An 18,176-nucleotide genomic window follows, 5' to 3' on the forward strand; every position below is an offset into this window, starting at 1 on the left:
GCGGCATCCTTTGCTGCCAACATGAATATTTTTATTTGAAAACTCATTTTCTGGCAGCAAAGATACAGTGGACGACCCGACCCGAGCCACCCGTTATTTGAATTGTAGGAAAGTCGTTGTGGCGACGGGTTGCGCCCAAATTCAGCATATAATTGTTGGTATAGACTTGCAGCTACAGGAAGTTGGCGATTTTCACCATAAATGTTGATGCGGAGAATCAATGTTTGAATAATCACAAAACTGTCTGCGAAGCACTGAATCGCTAATTTATTGTATGTGCCGCTATAAGCCGACTTTATTGTCATAAAGTATTTCCCTTATTTCTGTTTCGGTCACTAATTCTGCACTTGATAGTGCGTCTATTGCCTGATTAATTGTCACATAAATTGTCGTTTCGTTAAAAGCCGATTTTTCTTTACCAAGAGCAGAGACAAGAAGATTATGAACTGCGTAAAATGTTCTTTCGACCTCGTATGGCAGTTCCCAGTCTGAGTCCTGTAAAGCTAAAATGGGGTCACTAAATTGTCTGCTAAATGGTATAAGGTCAAAGTTTTTAATAATTGCTTTATTAATTCTATTTGTCAAAATATATTTCTCTACCGCATCTATTGTCTTTTTCAGTAGTGTTCTGTCTACCGAATGAAGGAGTCCAACAACTGTGTCATGATAGGTAAGTTCGTTTTTGTCAGCATAATTGTTCCAAATTGCAAGTGTCAACCTTGTCAAGCGAATTGCAATGTCGAACCGCTTATCTTTTGGTAAATTGTCAATATGTTCTTCTAGTGTCATTTGATCGTACTAAAATGAATTACATCACCTTAAAATGAATGAACTCAATATAAAAGAATTTTTTCAAAACTCTAATTTGGAATCGACGTATTTGCAGAATTAAAGTCCAACTTTTTATATTTCTTTGCCATTTTCTGATCGAGAACTTCTTTATCATTTGAAAAAGTCACCATTGGATCGTCAAAATGCCAAGTACCTAAGTAATTCAGCGAATTTTTTTTGATCGTAAATTTAAATCTTTTCAAATCAGTTTCTTTTAGAGCTCCAGACTGCAATTTTAAATGTAGGTTTTCGTTGGAGATTACATTCTTAAAAATCGGTTCTCCAAACATGTTAGCGCCATACCAAGTACTCTGATTATAGTTGTAATAGATAATTTCATAGTCGCCGGCAAGTATGGTAAAGCAAAAGGTGTTTTCCTTGGCCGACTTCATCATTGGTTTTACTACAAAACGAAAATACTCCGAAGTTGCTACAATCTTAATCATAACTTCCTGCACTAATCCACCACTACTAAAGCCAAGACGTTGAATAAAGTTACCGTAAATGGTGGCTTGACCTTCCTTAATTATTTTATTTCCAGAATATGCCGAAAGAGATTTAGCTTGCTGTGCATTCACAATTACGGATAATAACAGGAATATGCTACTAAATATGATTTTCATTTGCGCTGGTTTTTGTCATTCAAAACTACTATTAATTTGAAATATTACCCGCAATTTTCTTACTATTATTACGACCTTTTTCTAGTCGATAAAACAGAAGCCGTTCGTTTATTAAATCGATCTCTACGTCCATTTTTATCCTCTCGTAAATAATTTTTAAGCCACTGTTTTTGTTTCTGAACATCGACATTTACGCTGATAACGGACTTTCGTAAACGATTTGCCGCCAATGTAGTTTTAGGATTTGCTGTGGGAAGTGAATTCAAGATTTCGGAGGCGGTACTAATATCAACTTCCGCCTTTGCGACCATGTTTTTCAAGGAATGATCAGATGCCGTCTGTCTGCTACTATTATTTCTGATCTCTATAAAGTTATTGAGTGCCGTAAGTGCCTCATTATAATGTGCTGCTGCAGCATTGTAGAGATTGACAACCTTATTTTGATGGGCATGATCGATAGCGGTTTTTAAGTAAGTGAGCTGTTTTCTAATTAGATTATTTTGCACACCAGTGTCTTCAACTCGCTCTGCAGAACTTTTTAATTTCTCCTCATAAGATTGCTGCTGTTGAATTTTTAGAGCTTTCTGAAAATCGAATTTCTTGATATTTGAAGTTATATTAATTTTCTCGCTACAAAAATCTTGATTGCTAATCGGAGAGTTGGAAAACTGCCATAGATAATCAAATGGCATATGTGATGCGAGATAATCTTCTGGATGTTGTTGAAAAAAATCGTCGTTCATCTTTTTGATAAACTTGCCATTTTTAACGAATCCAGCGCTCCAAGTGGGGTCATATAAATACCAAAAACCGTCAACTAAGGCTGCGCTCCACGCATGCGATTGCGAACTAATATTCGAATTATGCTTAGTGTATCCCTCTATAACGTACGATTGAAGACCAACTTTATTACATATCTCTGTAAATAATGCTGCATAATTTTCGCAAATTCCTTTTCGCGATTTTAATGATCGCAATATCTTTTGATCTCTATTTTCTGTAACGTCGTATAAATAATCGATTTCATAAGAAATATTAGTTGCAACCCACACAAAAACTGCTCGACTTTTATCTTGGTCAGATTTGAAATGTGATTTAATATAAGAAGCAATCAAGTCTGTACTTTGAGTCATTGATTTGGGTATTTTTAATACTTTTTTGTCAATAGTAGAAAAGTTATTTTGAGGACTATTCTGAGAAAATGATGAATTTGAATATAAGAGGAAGACTAAAATTAAATGTAGAAATTTCATAGTAGGTAGGGGCGATAGTAAAAAGTATGACAATAGAGAAGGAGTATTCTACAAAATTGCGTAGGTGCCGCGAAGTAGAATATAGAAAAATGGTGAGATGTTGAAGTGTTATTTCGCACGAAATAATGTAACAACGGACAACGAATAAAGTTATGCTATAATATTTTTTTTTGAACTGTTAAGTACCAGAAATGTCTTTGGAAACACTGCAATACAACGTCGTAGTATTCAAAGTTATTTCACAAACAAGTCGATTATAAGAACTTGTTAGTTATAATTATTTTCACTCCATTGCAAATGAGCGCATTACTGATATTTAAGACTTTAAAAAATAAAAACTTTAACAATCAACGATAAAACCGGAGGCTGAACCGTATCAAAATTTGACATCTAGGTACGCTCGTTTCTAATTTATTGGAACACCAAATAAAGAAAGTTTGCGCTCATAAAACATTGATTTTCGAGCTATCTTTCCTTTACTGAGATAGATTTTAAGCCATTCTTTCTGTTCTAAGATATTATTTGAAGCAGCTTCAGCAGCAGTTTTTAATTGATTTACCAAAGTGGTTGTGCTTGCATCGGAAACAGGAATTTCGCCCAAAATTGTTTTGGCTTTCTCCAAATTTCGAGCGGCATCATCAATTATGGTCTGAATTTCATGATCAGAAACTTGTGGTTTAAATTGCCTATTTCGATAATTAATAAAGTCATTATATTTGGCAATTCCTTCATTATAAGACGCGCTCGCATTATTAAATTGTTTCACAACGAGATTCTGCTGAAGATTCTCAGCAGCTAATTTTAAGTATTTTAATCTTTCAAAAATGAGTGCATTTTTAACCCCATTTTTCTCGACACGAGTAGCAGCTAACTTTAGTTGGTTAACTTCAGATTGCCTCTCGTAAGTAGCCAATTCTTCGGTGAAATTATATTTGACTTTCGCCTTATTTTGTTGGGTTTTACTTTCATAGAATTCTTGATTGGTAATTGGATACTCTAAAAACTGCCACAAATAGTCAAAGGGCATATGTGTCTTAATAGATATTTCGGGTCTTACTTTAAAAAATTTGTTGTTAATTTTCTTGGTAAACCTATTTCCACTTATGTAACCCGACCCCCACGTTGGATCAAATATATACCATGCACCGTCTACGTACGCTGCATTCCAAGCGTGTGATAGTTGATCAATTGCCTCATTTTGCTTGGTGTATCCGGCAACTACGAAAGATTTAACACCAACTTTATTTAAAATTTCGTTTAACAGAGCTGCGTAATTCTCGCAAATACCTTTCCGAGTTTTCAATGTGCTAGCGATTCTGTCTGAACTAGTTTCTTCAAAATTAATCACGTACATATTTTCAAGATCGTAGCTGATAGTTGACGCGACCCAAATAAAAGCAGCGCGAGATTTTTCTAGATCAGTCCTAAAATTTGAACTTATGTAACTTGCAATCTGATCGGTAGTATTTGTTAGATTTTGTGGAATTAACAATGCTTTTTTATCGATTGCAGAAAATTCATTTACAACCGCTTTCTGCGAAAATGAAACGTGAGAAAAAAGAACGGCAAGAAGAATGGTCGTAATAAATTTCATAACTCGAAAAGATTGTGATTTAGAGTTGTTAATGATTAAATTTCTAACCAATTAAGTCCTGTAAAAATCCAGTTTCGAGCAAAGATAATAATTAATTAAAGGTATTCTTAACAGATATTTTTGGAGATTTCGCAGTTATAAATATGTTTATCTTGTAAAGACACAGATTTATGGAAGCCTTTTTTAAGAATATGCTTTAGCATTAACTCACTCAACAATCGTAAAAACATCGAGTTATTTTATGGGAAAGTTTTTTTGATAAAATTTAAGGCAAAAAAAAGGGAGAAATTAATCTCCCCCAATCATTTTGGATGTTATTCCTTTTTTGGTAGTCAATTCGGCAATTACAACTCCAGCAATATGGAGCACGACAAATATCGGAAACCAATAAACTCCCCATTTATGTACCATTTCTATAGTTTCTTTATACGCTTCAAATAGGTGGTACTGAATTGATAGACCAGTAACTGCGGAAAGGAAGACGAAAGTGTAAAAATAAATATATGTAAAACCTTGAAATCGTACTTTGGGAGTCTGTGTTTTTGCGAAAGGATTTGGGAACCGGATTCCTTTTACAATCATATAAATGATGCGAGCTATAAAAGCAAAAATCATAACATAAGCAAAAATCTCGTGCCATTCCCACATAGGCGCTCGTATCGTTTTGGCAATATCGGTCATAATTTCTTTAGAAATTGGTGTCGAGGTAGTCTTATCCTCAATTACAGAGATCATATGGTTTTTATTCATCCAATACAATCTTAGGAAACCAGTTATAAACAAAATTGGCATTGCCAAAGCAATCAACCAGTGTAATAATCGATGTATTACTGTAAATTTTTCTTTAGTTTCCATAAAAAAGGGCTGACTTATTAATTAAAATATTGGTGATATTGCTTATACGAATTTTGGAGTTCCAGTACTGTTGCGTCTGCCATTGCAGCATCGGTTGCTTTCTCCAATTTTTCGGTTAATTTTAAGTGAGGATGTAGCCATTTATGCAATTCATCGTGACTCTTTCCGTCCATTGTGCAACTTTTAATTAGCTGATTATTTTGCGACTTTAACTCCTCCGCAAGCATTTTGTAATCTGTCCCTTTGTTTTGTGTATAGTCGTTGACAAGTTGTTCACCTTTCATTACAAATGGTTTCATTTCGGCATTAACCAACCACCTTTGACCATTATTCATCATAATTGCGCTATTAGCATCTTGATCAAGATGTTCGTCCATCATTTTGACCTCTACTTCGGAATTTGGATCGACTGCAATATCTTCTTTTTTATTATTACAGCTATAGATAAACATGCTACCAATTGCTACTAAAAGTACCTTTTTCATTTTTCAATTATTTTGGGGTTATAAAAACATATTCTCGTACACTTAGACTAGCACATAACTATTTCTGTAATACTTTTTTGTACTAATAATGATGACTTAAGCGCTTGTTAAAATTACATAATAATTACGGAAGAAGACCTCTAATTGTAAATTAGTTGTTACCTATATTTTGGTGAATCTTTAGAGTGTTTCTTGAAGCCCCGTTGCCTCTCAAGTGTGCCATACTCTTGTCTAACTGCATTTTTTAAATTTAAATATCGAAATTACATTGTAGTTTTTAAAATTGAAAAAAATATTTTGAGGATGGTGGATGCTATTAGATCGTTATTATATAGGAGATAAAAATCTTCTCTTACCTAGACGGTAATTAGTTCTATCATCAACACCTAATATATTTAGACAGAAATTGGTAGAAAATTGAAGTGCCCAAATAATAAATTCTGAAATTTATTATCTGGGCACTATTTTCCGATCGACTTTTACAATAGACCTACACTACAATAACTAGGCTCTTTTAAGAAAACCCTCTTCATTCTTAGGATTATCTCCATATTGATTTTCGCCCTGAGTGCCTTCTGTACAATAAAGGACTAGAAGCCAGATTGCTCCAGCTAATGGTATTAAAACTACAAACATCATCCAACCACTTTTATTTATATCATGTAGTCTGCGCACACTAACGGCAAGTCCCGGTATAAACATCGCTATTCCATAAAAAATGTATAATGGGCCATAAGGGATGCCAGCAAATGTAATTCCCAAAACATTGTCTACTATCATTGCAACAATTGAAAAAATCATATTAAATAATATGAACATCCAATACTCTTTGCGTCTTGCTCTACCATTAAAATCTGCGTACTGTTTAATAACTTTTAAATACCATTCCATAATTATTCTCGATTAGATTTTCCTACTGTTTAGGCTGTTCGGTTTCGCCCTGTTTTTTAAAGTGTTGACCAGTCTCCACAAATACTTTTATTAAGAGGTAAATAACGTTAAAATTAACTTAATAAAACAAGTTTTCTAATAATAATATTTATTTAAAATATATCGTTAACAGGATCAGACTTCTACTATTAAGAATTAAATTTTAGAATCTGTAACCTAATGAAAATTGAAATACACTATTCTTTAAGTTGAGTGATTTAACTTCTCCCGCAAGTTGAGACTTAGAGTCGATAGCGGCCACACCGCCGCCATAGCGTGCTTGCACAAAAAGGCTTTGCGTAAGATCATAAGATGCTCCAATATTCAAGCTAAGATCCATCCCGTTCATTCCTTTCTCGACATAAATTTGCTGACCGCCAAAATAGTAGATACCATCATTTAGTAAATCGACCGTCACGGTACTGTTTTCTGCGGGAGCATCGGCGTTAGTGTATTCCCATTTTGATTTAGCACTAATCAAGAATCCAATTTGAGGACCTACTTCTAAGTGCAATTTGTTGATCACTTCATATTTAAACATCAGTGGAATATTTAAATACGTGAGTGTTGGATTCTGCACAAATCTTTGTGTTTGATAAGTTTGCGTAGGAGGATTCCAGACAGTGCCCCTTGTATCTATTTGATTTCCTTGAATCGATATTAATAGTTCGGGAGCAAATTTAATTTTTTCGTTAAGATGAAATTCGACAAAACCACCGAGGTGAAATGAAGTGAGTGGGCTAGTTTCAATTGTTAAATAATCTCCGGACGTGGTTGGATAATCTCCCGATAAGTTTGAAATGTTCAAACCTGCTTTTGCTCCAAAGGTCACTTTCTGTGCAAATGTTGTTATAGAGCACAACATCAAAGCTCCAAAAATAATTTTTTTCATAAAAATTTGTATAAAATAGTAAAAACTTCAAGATTCAATAATTGCATTTCATATTTTGTGCAATAGTACGCTTAAAGATTTATTTTCCCAACTGCAAATTGTCCATAATTTTCGAGGTTGAAGTGATATAACGATTTCGCCGTATGCACTACTCACAATAAGAAGTTTGCAATAATTTACTGCAATTTTTAATAAATTCTGACAGCCGCAGATAATAAGTTCCACGAAAATAAATTAATTTCTCTTTTATATTCATAAAAGGTTTACATTTGTATTATACAAGTTGAATAATACTAATTGAATATGACGAAAGACATTGTACCTGACTTACTTTCTGCTTGGGAAGAAACCTATAAAAAAGGTCAACTAACATTATGGATATTTTTGTCGTTAAAGGACGGGCCGAAATACGTTGATGAGATTAAGGAATTTGTAGAAACAAAATCTCAAAACACGATGAGTTGCGAAGAGCAGAGTTTGTATAGAAATTTACGCAAATACGAACACATTGATGTAGTTTCTTTTGAAAACAGAAAAGGAAATAAAGGACCAGACAGGAAATATTATTTTTTAACAAAAATGGGAGAGCAGTTGCTTCAACAATTTATTACTCGAAATATAAACTTATTCTTCTCAGCAGAAATTAATAACCTTCTAAAAAAGTAACTATTATGAAAAATCTATTAACAGCAAACTTACTTAAATTCACATTGTCTGCAATCGTACTTACAATATTGTTTAGGATTGCCTTAAGTTCATTTATCACAAATAAAATGATTGGAGTACTTCTGATTTCGGCAATTGCTTATGGTATATTAATGTGGATTAGTGGATACTTCTTTGGAAAGAAAGACTATGAAGACCTACCGATTCATGATGTTGGATTTAGATTTCATCTTGCAACATTTTTAGCTCACAATATCATCTCAATTCTATGGTTTACATTCGGATTTCAGTCAAAATATGAAGATATTGGCATAATTTATCTGACCGCTGGGATTTGGGGTGTTTTTCTACTGGCACATTTTATTTATTATTTGTCAATGAGAAAATCGACAGTCAACAATTTGGGTAGAGAAGATTTGTTTGAGTAAATAACCGCCTTGGACTGTATTGCGGGTTTGTTTTTCTGTATTCCCATTAAATAAAAAGAAGATGCCGTGATTGAAGTAGAAAGCATAGGATTTACACTATAGTCTTATAATAATGTGAAAAACCAAAATATACTCACTAGTGATAGGAAGAAATTGAACAAGTTGGACGTGAAAAACTGTGATAGTAGACGCGGCTGTAGTATCGAATATTTATAAAATAAGATTTTAATTGTATTTATTTTATATATGTCGATTATTTTGATTTCCGCGCAAGGGGTGGGAGCGGCATCCTTTGCTGCCACTAAAAAAGTTTCTATACTATCATAAAATTTCTGGCCGCAAAGATATAGTGGACGACCCGACCCGAGCCATCTCTTAGCTCTATACCAAAAAAGGTCATTGTGGCGACGGGATGCGCCCAAAAAAGCAGTAAAAGTTCTGCTAAATAATGGTAAATATGTTATGCTATTTTATTAAAATTAATGCCGCTAGATGCTATTTTGCTACTACATATACCAACAATTTGGTAGGTCCAAATTGTCAAAATATGATATATTACGACTTGGTAAATAATTTAATTCCGAATATCGACAGGCAAACGACTTTAATTATTTCTACACCAACATAATAATAATGAAGGGTAGAAGCTGGCGGAACTTGACCTTGTATATAAATTTCTGCTCTGCTATCTAGCGATGGCAGTAGCCAAAAAGTTTGTAAAAGCAACATTAATAGCGGTATGAAGTATGCTAAATTTGAAAAGCTAGTAATTTTATTTTTTGACATTACTAAATTGGCGGCAATAAGTATAGCAAACAGCCATTCCATCATATTTAGCGCCGCAAAAACCATTCGCCCGATGCCTAATCCAATGGGAAGTGTTACTCCCGGAGCACGAAATTTGAGCCAGGCTTCCATAAAACTGATTGCACAAACAAAGCCGATCCATAGAAAAACACTTACAATTGCCAACTGAAATTTTGTTGTTTTCATATTATTTTGACTGATGTATTATTATTATAATATGTTATTTTCGAATGAAACATCTGCGCCATTCTGTTGCCCTGCCACTTTGCTTTTTCCGCTTTTTCTCCTTCAAACAAATCGTCAACGGTCTTAGTAAATAATAACAACCATTGATCAAAATGCTCCAAATCGATAGGTAGTTTTGCATGTGGAACGAAAGGACTTCCGTAATAAGTATGCTCCTCCAGCAAAACTGTCTGCCAGAAGCTATACATTTTTGTAAGATGCTCGGGCCACCGGTCCTGAATTTTATTATTGAAAATATCTTTTAGCGTATGGTCTTCGCGAATTTTGTTATAAAAAGTATCAACCAGAAGCTGGATATCGACTAAATTTTGAATGTCGTTTTTCATCAGATACTCCTATGTTAAATATTACTATTAGTTACAATGTAAAACGCCGCCCAGCCCACAAAAGCGATTAATAAAATCCAGAGCCAAGTGGGCACTGTTTGCGGGGTTTCACTTCCTTCGATTATAAAATTAATCTGATCTCCTTTGTCATAAGCATTAATCATCAGTGGAACACTGCCATCTACTACTTCATTTTCTGACAGCCCTTCGACCGCAATTGCAGGACCATTTCGAACAATAAACTTTATTTTTCGGATTCCTTCACGACCGCTCGTGGATCTACTCACCAATTTTAGAACGTGCTCACCGTCAGTTAGTTTTGTTGTGTCCAATTCAAATTGTACTGGTGCGACCAATTCTGCGATTGGCTGTAAATCGTCGTCGACAAATAGCGAGACTTTACTTTTATTTTCTACCATTATCGTTAGTATTTTAAAATAGATTTCTTAATATGATCGCTATTTCTTTCACCTGGTTTGACTAAAAATTTTACTGAAAAAATTAAGGTCAATATTGTAATAAATGAAATTATCCCAATGATTACCCAATCCCAATTACTGGCTGGACTACCGCCGTGGGTAATTCCTCGAGTAATTGCAGGTTGCTGCTTTTCGCACGCGGGGCACGCTAAAGCAGCAATATTTACACAGAAAAATAATAAAAAAGTGACTGTATGTTTAAACTTATTTTTCATCTCTCCAGTAGTTATTTGCATTTGCAATAGTTTGAAATTCGATTGCTACAACTTGGGCAGATTGAATAAGTTGGGCGGTGTCTTCGGCATATTCAGGTCGTAATTTTCTACGTTTTTCAGGATCGGTCTGTATTGCACCAATAGTTTTGCGAGACATTAATATTGCCAATTCTCTGCCTTCTTGCGGCGTTTTGGTCAGCAAGCTCTTTAACCATATTTCATCATTAGCCATAATTTCTTAATTTTAGTGATTATTATAACGATTCCATTATTTTTTTTACTTCCTCTAAAGTGACCTTTTTTGCATCATTTCCCCAACTTGTTCTTTCATGATTAATGATGGCAGTAACTTCTTCTGCGGTAAGGTTGTTATCGGACCCAACTGCATTCATCACAGCATATTCGGCGCGAGCATCGTATCCTAACATTATAACATTTACAAAAAGTTCAAGATCATCACCCAAAACAATTTTACTTCCTTTAAGTGGAGGAAAAGCACCAGCTAATCCTTCTCCATTTCCTTGATGACAAGCGGCACAGTTTTGAGTGTAAAGTGTTGCGCCATCAGGAAGATTTTCTTCACCACCATTTGCAGCAGCAGCCACAGCGACTTCTTTTTTCTTGTATAAAAATTCCATTGGCAGTTTGCCGTCCGGTAGATCAACTTGTTTTAAACTTTGCAAATAAGCTACTAATTGAAGTGCTTCTTTGGTAGCGATAATTTTTCCGTTAATTCCATTTCGAAATTCATCAGGCACTATCACTTCAACATCATCTTTTCCTAATTTATCTTTTACTTCAAAAAGCCAAGGATATGCTGGCATAATTGAAGACCCCACAACTGCTCTCGGCTGATAAAGGTGAAGTAAATTCCACGCCATACTTGGTTGACGAGCTCCAATATTGGTTAGATCGGGACCAGTTCTTTCAGTTCCCATCAAAGTTGCAGTATTTCTCCAAAAATCTATTCTAGTATTATCTGCGTAATCCGCAGGAATTCCGGGGCGTTTTCCCCAGGGTTTGTCCATATCCACATTTCGAACCTGCTGCGTATGACAAGCTACACAGCCATTACTGATATAACTTAATTTTCCTTGGTACGCATCTTCACTTAGAGGAACGTGATTAGGAAGCGGCGCATTGTTTTGCTGATTATGAATAGCCGGCAGAATAGCAACAGCGATGGTCAAACCAATAAATAAGGCCAAGGCTGCTAAAAATAATTTTTTATAATTGTCAAAAAAATCCATTTCGTTTATATTAATTAGTTAGACCATGATTTTCTAATTCTTGCTTTGCTCTCAAAATTTCTGCTGGGGAGTTGGGAATTTCCTCATCAACATTTCGTCTCACCATTTTGTAAAAATTGTACGCAAAAATGATATGCGAAATCCACATTAGTGATCCACCAATCGCGCGCCATAACCAGTAAGGCGCCATCAATTCGACACTTTCGATAAATGGTTTTCCATCAATCCACATCAATCCACGAAGTGTTGAACCGTACATTAGCGGAAAAGTGTAAAAAATTAATCCAATCAGCGCAAACCAAAAGTGAGCACCAACTAAAACTTGAGAAGGTTCCTTTCCGGTTAATCTCGGAACAAGAGTATAGATGAATCCCCAAAGCATAAAACAAATAATCCCGTACATCGTTAGATGAGAGTGAGCCACCGTAAAATCTGTGAAGTGCCATACTAAGTTGGTAAACCTAAATGCTTCGGCAGTTCCTTGTAATGAACCAGTGAAGTAAAATATAATTCCAATTAGATAGAAAGGAAGTGTGTAACTGGTGGAAATTTTGTGCCATGAACCCTTAAAGGTCATCAAGAAGTTGGTCGTACCCGCTACCACCGGAATTACCATTCCCACACTACCCACGATAGCTACTGTCTGCAACCACCACGGGATAGCACTAAAGATAAAGTGGTGTGTACCAATTAAAGTGTAAAACAGAATCTGCGTCCAGAAAGCCAAAATTCCTAAACTGTAAGAATAAATTGGTTTATTAAGTTGTTGTGGTAGGAAATAATACATCAATCCCAAAGTAAAAAGCATAAACCACATTCCCACACCTTGATGCATATAGTATCCTTGCACAATTGTTTCGCCTAAGCCATCTTGCCACGTAGGCCAATATGCTACGACCGAAATAACAATCACATACATCATTGCTGCCACGATATACCAATTGGAAACATAAATTTCTTTGGTAGTTTTTTTGGCTACTGTCTGCACATAATTTATCAAACTAATTATAACGGCAATTGCAAATAGCAACATTACTGGCCAAATATATTCTCTATACTCTCCACCGCTGTTATTAATTCCAGCCATCAAGCAAATACTCCCTATTATCACAGAAGCATTAATTAGAATAAGCGAAAACCATCCAGTTTTAATACTATGAATAGGAGTGTTACTAACTCTCGGCACTACATAATAACCTAGTCCGATCATAGCGAGGGAGGCCCAACCCCAAAAAACAGCGTTGGTATGAACAGGTCTGAGTCGTCCAAAACTAAGCCAACTTTGATGGTCGATGTCGGGCGCCACGAATTTAATTCCGAGATATTCACCAACGGTAGTTCCAAAAACCAGCCAGAAAGTTGCGCAACCTAAATACCACAAGATCAGCTTTGTTAGTTCTGGTTCTACGTACGGACGCGGCTTGCTTCTTCGTTTTTGCTCAATAAATCGAAATCCTTCAATTTCATTAATATTATTGATCAGACCTTTCTTATCTTCTGCTGGATTGTCGCCAGCCAGTTCAGTATTAGAAAGACTAAACTCAAGTTCCTTCTTTCGTGATTCCAACTTAGATACTTCGGCAGGATCCAGACTTCTTAGATACTCATTAAATCTGTCCAATTCTTTCTTCTTTCCAATCTTGTTTATTATCGCATAGACCTTTGATATTAAAATACCAGTGGCAATAAGTACTGGTATTAAAATGAGAAAAAGCGTAATAATGATTCCGGACTCGCTAAAAATGTTATTGGTTTCCATTGGCTATTTATATTGGAGGTTATTGTCCATTATTAAATTAAATTTTTTATCTTTTTAAGAATGTTAATCCCTTTTCTAAGTCATCAGCCAACGATTTAATGCTCGTTGTTTCGACCATAGTTTTAAGTTCATCTCTAATAAATTTGAATTGATTATGCACCGGACACGGTTTTAGTTCATTGCATTTTATAAGTCCGAGACCACATCCATTATAAATATCATCCCCGTCAATAACTTGCACAATTGTGCTCATCATTGTATTTTCAAATTGAAAACTATCCATCGAAAAACCACCAGTCGGACCTTTGCTTGATGTGATGATATGATTTTTGGATAGTAATTGCAGAATTTTGGAGGTATAGGACGCAGGTGATTTTATTGCATCTGCTACATCTAATAAACTTGCTTTCTTACCCAATTGTGATTGAACTGCAATAAATATGCAGGCTTTAAGTCCGTATTCGCAAGCTTTAGAAAACATATAAATGCTATTTTGATTTAGCAAAGATATAGTATTTTTAGTAATGGACAAATTTGTCCACTACTAAATTTTGTATATTTTTAATTTTGTAAAATTTCGAGAAGGGGGTGCTTTTGTGGGAGCGTAGCGTCGTTTTTTTTACTGTATCTGTTTTTTCAATTATCTATTGTACAACTTTAATTCGGAAGCTTTCCTGGTATGTAGTTAAATGTATTGCTGAATTACTCCACATTAGGAAAAGAAATTTTATAAAAAATATAATATTTTAAATTAATGGTAGTAAATTGTAAACAAAATATTTTTACTTTTTTCAGTCAAAATAAAATAACACTTCTTATATGGATTTCGACAAAGCGTATGATCTAGTTACTAGCAAATTATCTATTTGGATTAAAGAATTTATTAAAATGTTACCAAATTTAATTTTGGCCGCAATTATTTTAGTTATTGGATTTTTTATTGCCAAATTTCTACGAGGATTTTCCAGAAAGATGATTTCGAAGATTTCCAACCATAAAACGCTAAATAATTTATTTGCCTCTATAATTTATATCACCTTTATTGGAATTACAATTTTTGTTATTTTAAGTATTTTGCAGCTAGACAAAGCAGTTACCTCAATATTAGCGGGAGCGGGAATTATAGGACTGGCCCTAGCATTTGCTTTTCAAGACATTGCGGCCAATTTTATTTCAGGCATATTTATTTCCTTCAGACGCCCTATTAGCATTGGCGATATCGTGAAAATCGGCGATTATATGGGTAAGGTAAAAGAGATAAATTTGCGAGATACCATCATTCTTACTTTTCAAGGTCAGATGGTTATTATTCCTAATAAAAATGTTTTTCAGAATCCCATTGAGAATTATTCATTATTAGGCAAGCGCCGTCTCGACCTAACTGTTGGCATCTCTTATGATGCTGATTTGGAAAATGTCGAGAAAATTACCTTAGACGCTGTAAAAGACATTACCGGTTTATCAGATGATGCCATTACGATGGGCTACAAAGAATTTGCCGATAGTTCGATCAATTACGTAATTCGTTTGTGGATTCAAAACCCCGAGCAAGCGGAATATTGGAGAGTTCGGCACGCAGTAATTATTGCTATCAAAAAAGCCTATGATACCAACAATATATCGATACCATTTCCAATTAGAACTTTGGATTTTGCCGGTCAGCCAATCGAAACAAAAGTTTCCAATCAAGAATAATTTGTATTTTTAGGAGCAGAGGATTTGGTTTTCAGTTCACTATCTGTCCTGCTATCCGCTGTATCTTTGTGTTTTTTAAAAGAAAAAAAACACAAAGGATGCCGCTGCTATCAGGGCTATTTCTGAGGGATTCGTTTTCATAAGTTATTCAACATCTTGTTATTTCGAACAAAGTTAGAGGTTAGATAATTAGCTATCGTCTATAACCGCAAGCTTATCATTTCGAACAGATAGTGAAATTTAACACTAAGTATGTAGAACACTGAACCGCCAACTTGTCATTTCGAGCAGAGCGAGAAATTAAATAGTAAGTCTACAGAACCCTACCGCAAACTTGTCATTTCGAGCATAGCGAGAAATCACATAATAAGACTAAAGCACCTCTTATAATTTATTAAGTAGATCGGAGTATACACAGGAATTAAAATGCAATTTTTCTCAATAGATTTCGCAAAAAAAAACATTTGAAAGATTTGTATTATGTGATTTCTCCTTCGTCGAAATGACAAGTTTGCGTGTGAAATGTTCGGAGAACTGATAGTAATTGAGCCATTATTATTTTTAACACCTACGAAATCAATAGTACAAATACGCCCAAACTTGTCATTTCGAGCAGAGCGAGAAATCACATAATCTAGCTAAAGCATATTTCTAAAATGGTTAGCATTTTCTATTTACTGAAATAACTTATTTAATTATCTTAATAATTATAATATATGATCAGATACTGACCAATATTTTGTGATTGGCTACGCACGTTCGCAAAAGCTCCCGTCTCCCTAGCCGAAATGAAAAATTTGCGTGAAAACTATGCGAACAATTAATAGTAAGTCTACAGAACCCTACCGCCAACTTGTCATTTCGAGCAGAGCGAGAAATCACATAATCTAGCTATAGCATATTTCTAAAATGGTTAGCGTTTTCTATTTGCTGAAATAACTTATTTAATTATCGTAATAATTATAATATATGATCAGATGCAGACCAATATTATGTAATTGACTACGCACGTTCGCAAAAACTCCGGTCTCCCTAGTCGAAATGAAAAGTAGACAATAAAGCTGACGACACTTCCAAATATATTAGAATTGGTCAATTTTTCCCTTTTACCTTACGATATCCAAGTATTCATTTTTATCTTTTCAATTTTTTAGATTATTTCACTTTTTCAATCTTTTGTATTTCTCCGCACGAAGGATGGCAGTGGCATCCTTTGCTGCCAAACGATAATTTCAATCTCAATTCCAATTTTCTGGCAGCAAAGATATAACGGACAGCCTGACCTGCGCCTCATCTTGCTTCAATGTTAAGACAAATTTTCTGGCGCAGGGCGTGCCCAAAAAATTAACGTAAATGTTATCCTAGAGATAAATCTTAAGTTTGCCTTCCTCTTATTTCATTTCGATTTTTTAAATTTCTCGAATCTTTCAATCTTTTAATTTTTCAATTTTTCAATCTTGCCACCTATGTAACATTAGTTACCAACCAAGCTAATTATCGATAGTACTTTTGTTGTCTAAATAATCTTACAATGACAAATAAGCTATTACTTCTTTCGATTGCCTTGCTAAGTATGCAGCAAATCTTGAGTGCACAGACCGTCCAGCCGATTGCAAAGTCGGAGGTGATGAGCAGATTCGCCAAAAATGCATCTGTGAATATTGCAGTGCAGGAATTTAAGCAAGCAAAAGCTGAGTATCGTCAGACTAATGCGGTGTTTTTGCCAACAGTGACCGCAAGTCATACTGCTTTTTCTACTACAAATCCTTTGATGGCTTTTGGATCTAAACTGAATCAGGAAATTTTGACTGCAAATGACTTCAATCCTGATTTACTGAATAATCCCCAACATATTGAAAACTTTGTAACCAAAATTGATGTGCAGCAACCAATCTTAAATTTTGATGGAATGCTGAAACGGAAAGCTGCAAAATCAAAATTGCAATCGATGGAATTGCAAAAACAGCGCACAGCCGAACATCTAACTCTTGATGTTGAGAAAGCCTATATGCAGCTGCAATTAGCTTACAAATTGCTAGATGTTTTGGATAAAGCGCAGAAAACTGCAAATGCAAATTTGAAATTGGCAGAAAATAGTTTTAAACAAGGATTTCTTCAAAAAGCAGATGTTTTAAACGTTCAGGTTCGTGTCGCGGAAGTAAATAATCAAATACAATCGGCCAAAAGTAATGTTCAAAATGCGTCTGATTATTTGGCTTTTTTGATGAATGATAGTCAAGATGATTTAGTGTATTTGCCAACGGACAGCTTGACAGTAAATAGCTTTCAAGGAAATTCTGAAGTAGCAATCAACGAAAACCGTTCGGACATTAAGGCAATGCAGTTGGCATCTACAGCTTTTGAATTTATGAACAAGGCTGATAAAATGTCTTTTTTGCCTCGTCTAAATGCTTTTGGGAGTTATGAATTGTACGACGACAAAATATTTACAGGAAGTGCAAACGGATATCTTTTTGGAGCACAATTAAGCTGGGATCTTTTTCAGGGTTCTAAAAGAATAGGGCAGTTGCAAAAAAGTTCGGCTGAATCTGAAAGATCAAAACTTCAATATGATCAGTATGTTTCGCAAAGTAATTTGGAATTAAAACGTGCCAAACGAATGCTTACGGATGCTGAAAATAAATTGAATCTTACAAAATTATCAATAGAGCAATCTGGTGAATCTCTGCGATTGCGCTCAAACAGATACCGTGAAGGCTTAGAAAAAACCTCCGATTTATTGCTGTCTGAAACACAATATGCACAAAAACAACTTGAATATTACCAGACAGTGTTTGAATACAATTACGCACTGGCATACTTACAATTTCTAACTAAATAA

20 protein-coding genes are annotated in these 18,176 nt (G+C 34.8%); 4 read left to right on the forward strand and 16 right to left on the reverse strand.

The window, feature by feature from the left end:
- Nucleotides 1-282 precede the first annotated feature (282 nt).
- From SBO79_RS10105 to SBO79_RS10140, 8 genes are all read right to left on the reverse strand, one after another.
- Complete coding sequence (locus SBO79_RS10105; RefSeq protein ID WP_318640275.1) at nt 283-789, reverse strand: hypothetical protein; 507 nt, start codon at nt 787-789, stop codon at nt 283-285.
- Between the two features lie 71 nt (nt 790-860).
- Nucleotides 861-1,454 carry a hypothetical protein gene (locus tag SBO79_RS10110; RefSeq protein ID WP_318640276.1) on the reverse strand — a complete coding sequence of 198 codons (594 nt, stop codon included), beginning with the start codon at nt 1,452-1,454 and terminating at the stop codon, nt 861-863.
- 68 nt (nt 1,455-1,522) lie between these two features.
- On the reverse strand, nt 1,523-2,587 hold the full coding sequence (locus SBO79_RS10115; RefSeq protein WP_318640277.1) for a transglutaminase domain-containing protein: 1,065 nt from the start codon (nt 2,585-2,587) through the stop codon (nt 1,523-1,525).
- Between the two features lie 526 nt (nt 2,588-3,113).
- Nucleotides 3,114-4,301: a transglutaminase domain-containing protein gene (locus tag SBO79_RS10120; protein ID WP_318640278.1), complete on the reverse strand. Its 1,188-nt coding sequence runs from the start codon at nt 4,299-4,301 to the stop codon at nt 3,114-3,116.
- A gap of 288 nt (nt 4,302-4,589) precedes the next feature.
- Complete coding sequence (locus tag SBO79_RS10125; RefSeq protein ID WP_318640279.1) at nt 4,590-5,156, reverse strand: cytochrome b/b6 domain-containing protein; 567 nt, start codon at nt 5,154-5,156, stop codon at nt 4,590-4,592.
- Nucleotides 5,157-5,173: 17 nt separating this feature from the next.
- Nucleotides 5,174-5,641: a hypothetical protein gene (locus tag SBO79_RS10130; RefSeq protein WP_318640280.1), complete on the reverse strand. Its 468-nt coding sequence runs from the start codon at nt 5,639-5,641 to the stop codon at nt 5,174-5,176.
- 504 nt (nt 5,642-6,145) lie between these two features.
- Complete coding sequence (locus SBO79_RS10135; protein WP_318640281.1) at nt 6,146-6,532, reverse strand: DUF805 domain-containing protein; 387 nt, start codon at nt 6,530-6,532, stop codon at nt 6,146-6,148.
- Between the two features lie 202 nt (nt 6,533-6,734).
- Nucleotides 6,735-7,463 carry a porin family protein gene (locus SBO79_RS10140; RefSeq protein WP_318640282.1) on the reverse strand — a complete coding sequence of 243 codons (729 nt, stop codon included), beginning with the start codon at nt 7,461-7,463 and terminating at the stop codon, nt 6,735-6,737.
- 303 nt (nt 7,464-7,766) lie between these two features.
- Between SBO79_RS10140 and SBO79_RS10145 the strand changes: the two genes are divergently transcribed.
- Both SBO79_RS10145 and SBO79_RS10150 read left to right on the forward strand, forming a co-directional pair.
- Complete coding sequence (locus SBO79_RS10145; protein WP_318640283.1) at nt 7,767-8,129, forward strand: PadR family transcriptional regulator; 363 nt, start codon at nt 7,767-7,769, stop codon at nt 8,127-8,129.
- A 5-nt stretch (nt 8,130-8,134) separates the two neighbouring features.
- Nucleotides 8,135-8,557: a hypothetical protein gene (locus tag SBO79_RS10150; RefSeq protein WP_318640284.1), complete on the forward strand. Its 423-nt coding sequence runs from the start codon at nt 8,135-8,137 to the stop codon at nt 8,555-8,557.
- Nucleotides 8,558-9,112: 555 nt separating this feature from the next.
- On the opposite strand, the gene SBO79_RS10155 is transcribed toward SBO79_RS10150, so the two are convergent.
- From SBO79_RS10155 to SBO79_RS10190, 8 genes are read right to left on the reverse strand one after another with little or no spacing between them, the layout of a single operon-like run.
- Nucleotides 9,113-9,550: a hypothetical protein gene (locus SBO79_RS10155; RefSeq protein ID WP_318640285.1), complete on the reverse strand. Its 438-nt coding sequence runs from the start codon at nt 9,548-9,550 to the stop codon at nt 9,113-9,115.
- Nucleotides 9,547-9,936: a group III truncated hemoglobin gene (locus SBO79_RS10160; RefSeq protein WP_318640286.1), complete on the reverse strand. Its 390-nt coding sequence runs from the start codon at nt 9,934-9,936 to the stop codon at nt 9,547-9,549. The genes SBO79_RS10155 and SBO79_RS10160 overlap by 4 nt, the downstream gene beginning before the upstream one ends.
- Nucleotides 9,937-9,950: 14 nt before the next feature.
- Nucleotides 9,951-10,355, reverse strand: a complete 405-nt coding sequence (locus SBO79_RS10165) for a cytochrome C (protein ID WP_318640287.1) — start codon at nt 10,353-10,355, stop codon at nt 9,951-9,953.
- Nucleotides 10,356-10,360: 5 nt separating this feature from the next.
- The gene (locus SBO79_RS10170; protein WP_318640288.1) at nt 10,361-10,630 is read right to left on the reverse strand and encodes a hypothetical protein; all 270 of its coding nucleotides are present in this window, start codon (nt 10,628-10,630) and stop codon (nt 10,361-10,363) included.
- The gene (locus SBO79_RS10175; protein WP_318640289.1) at nt 10,620-10,862 is read right to left on the reverse strand and encodes a hexameric tyrosine-coordinated heme protein; all 243 of its coding nucleotides are present in this window, start codon (nt 10,860-10,862) and stop codon (nt 10,620-10,622) included. Before SBO79_RS10175 ends, SBO79_RS10170 begins: the two co-directional genes overlap by 11 nt.
- A 22-nt stretch (nt 10,863-10,884) precedes the next feature.
- Nucleotides 10,885-11,880 (reverse strand): cytochrome c, encoded by a 996-nt coding sequence (locus tag SBO79_RS10180; RefSeq protein WP_318640290.1) that lies wholly within the window; start codon nt 11,878-11,880, stop codon nt 10,885-10,887.
- Between the two features lie 10 nt (nt 11,881-11,890).
- Nucleotides 11,891-13,639 (reverse strand): cbb3-type cytochrome c oxidase subunit I, encoded by a 1,749-nt coding sequence (locus SBO79_RS10185; RefSeq protein WP_318640291.1) that lies wholly within the window; start codon nt 13,637-13,639, stop codon nt 11,891-11,893.
- 46 nt (nt 13,640-13,685) lie between these two features.
- Nucleotides 13,686-14,120, reverse strand: a complete 435-nt coding sequence (locus SBO79_RS10190) for an RrF2 family transcriptional regulator (protein ID WP_318640292.1) — start codon at nt 14,118-14,120, stop codon at nt 13,686-13,688.
- A gap of 338 nt (nt 14,121-14,458) precedes the next feature.
- Here SBO79_RS10190 and SBO79_RS10195 point away from each other — a divergent pair, with 338 nt between their 5' ends.
- Both SBO79_RS10195 and SBO79_RS10200 read left to right on the forward strand, forming a co-directional pair.
- On the forward strand, nt 14,459-15,334 hold the full coding sequence (locus SBO79_RS10195; RefSeq protein WP_318640293.1) for a mechanosensitive ion channel family protein: 876 nt from the start codon (nt 14,459-14,461) through the stop codon (nt 15,332-15,334).
- A 1,531-nt stretch (nt 15,335-16,865) separates the two neighbouring features.
- A complete protein-coding gene (locus SBO79_RS10200; protein WP_318640294.1) occupies nt 16,866-18,176 on the forward strand; it encodes a TolC family protein in 1,311 nt (436 codons plus the stop codon).

Origin of the sequence: Flavobacterium ardleyense (assembly GCF_033547075.1) — a bacterium.
GTDB classification, from domain to species: domain Bacteria; phylum Bacteroidota; class Bacteroidia; order Flavobacteriales; family Flavobacteriaceae; genus Flavobacterium; species Flavobacterium ardleyense_A.

Excerpts from the sequence above, each read along its gene's own strand:
- SBO79_RS10180 (WP_318640290.1), bottom strand. The coding sequence starts at position 11,880 with ATGGATTTTTTTGACAATTATAAAAAATTATTTTTAGCAGCCTTGGCC.
- SBO79_RS10155 (WP_318640285.1), bottom strand. The coding sequence starts at position 9,550 with ATGAAAACAACAAAATTTCAGTTGGCAATTGTAAGTGTTTTTCTATGG.
- SBO79_RS10140 (WP_318640282.1), bottom strand. The coding sequence starts at position 7,463 with ATGAAAAAAATTATTTTTGGAGCTTTGATGTTGTGCTCTATAACAACA.
- SBO79_RS10170 (WP_318640288.1), bottom strand. The coding sequence starts at position 10,630 with ATGAAAAATAAGTTTAAACATACAGTCACTTTTTTATTATTTTTCTGT.
- SBO79_RS10150 (WP_318640284.1), top strand. The coding sequence starts at position 8,135 with ATGAAAAATCTATTAACAGCAAACTTACTTAAATTCACATTGTCTGCA.
- SBO79_RS10200 (WP_318640294.1), top strand. The coding sequence starts at position 16,866 with ATGACAAATAAGCTATTACTTCTTTCGATTGCCTTGCTAAGTATGCAG.
- SBO79_RS10165 (WP_318640287.1), bottom strand. The coding sequence starts at position 10,355 with ATGGTAGAAAATAAAAGTAAAGTCTCGCTATTTGTCGACGACGATTTA.
- SBO79_RS10120 (WP_318640278.1), bottom strand. The coding sequence starts at position 4,301 with ATGAAATTTATTACGACCATTCTTCTTGCCGTTCTTTTTTCTCACGTT.
- SBO79_RS10190 (WP_318640292.1), bottom strand. The coding sequence starts at position 14,120 with ATGTTTTCTAAAGCTTGCGAATACGGACTTAAAGCCTGCATATTTATT.
- SBO79_RS10135 (WP_318640281.1), bottom strand. The coding sequence starts at position 6,532 with ATGGAATGGTATTTAAAAGTTATTAAACAGTACGCAGATTTTAATGGT.
- SBO79_RS10185 (WP_318640291.1), bottom strand. The coding sequence starts at position 13,639 with ATGGAAACCAATAACATTTTTAGCGAGTCCGGAATCATTATTACGCTT.
- SBO79_RS10125 (WP_318640279.1), bottom strand. The coding sequence starts at position 5,156 with ATGGAAACTAAAGAAAAATTTACAGTAATACATCGATTATTACACTGG.
- SBO79_RS10160 (WP_318640286.1), bottom strand. The coding sequence starts at position 9,936 with ATGAAAAACGACATTCAAAATTTAGTCGATATCCAGCTTCTGGTTGAT.
- SBO79_RS10130 (WP_318640280.1), bottom strand. The coding sequence starts at position 5,641 with ATGAAAAAGGTACTTTTAGTAGCAATTGGTAGCATGTTTATCTATAGC.
- SBO79_RS10110 (WP_318640276.1), bottom strand. The coding sequence starts at position 1,454 with ATGAAAATCATATTTAGTAGCATATTCCTGTTATTATCCGTAATTGTG.
- SBO79_RS10115 (WP_318640277.1), bottom strand. The coding sequence starts at position 2,587 with ATGACTCAAAGTACAGACTTGATTGCTTCTTATATTAAATCACATTTC.
- SBO79_RS10195 (WP_318640293.1), top strand. The coding sequence starts at position 14,459 with ATGGATTTCGACAAAGCGTATGATCTAGTTACTAGCAAATTATCTATT.
- SBO79_RS10105 (WP_318640275.1), bottom strand. The coding sequence starts at position 789 with ATGACACTAGAAGAACATATTGACAATTTACCAAAAGATAAGCGGTTC.
- SBO79_RS10145 (WP_318640283.1), top strand. The coding sequence starts at position 7,767 with ATGACGAAAGACATTGTACCTGACTTACTTTCTGCTTGGGAAGAAACC.
- SBO79_RS10175 (WP_318640289.1), bottom strand. The coding sequence starts at position 10,862 with ATGGCTAATGATGAAATATGGTTAAAGAGCTTGCTGACCAAAACGCCG.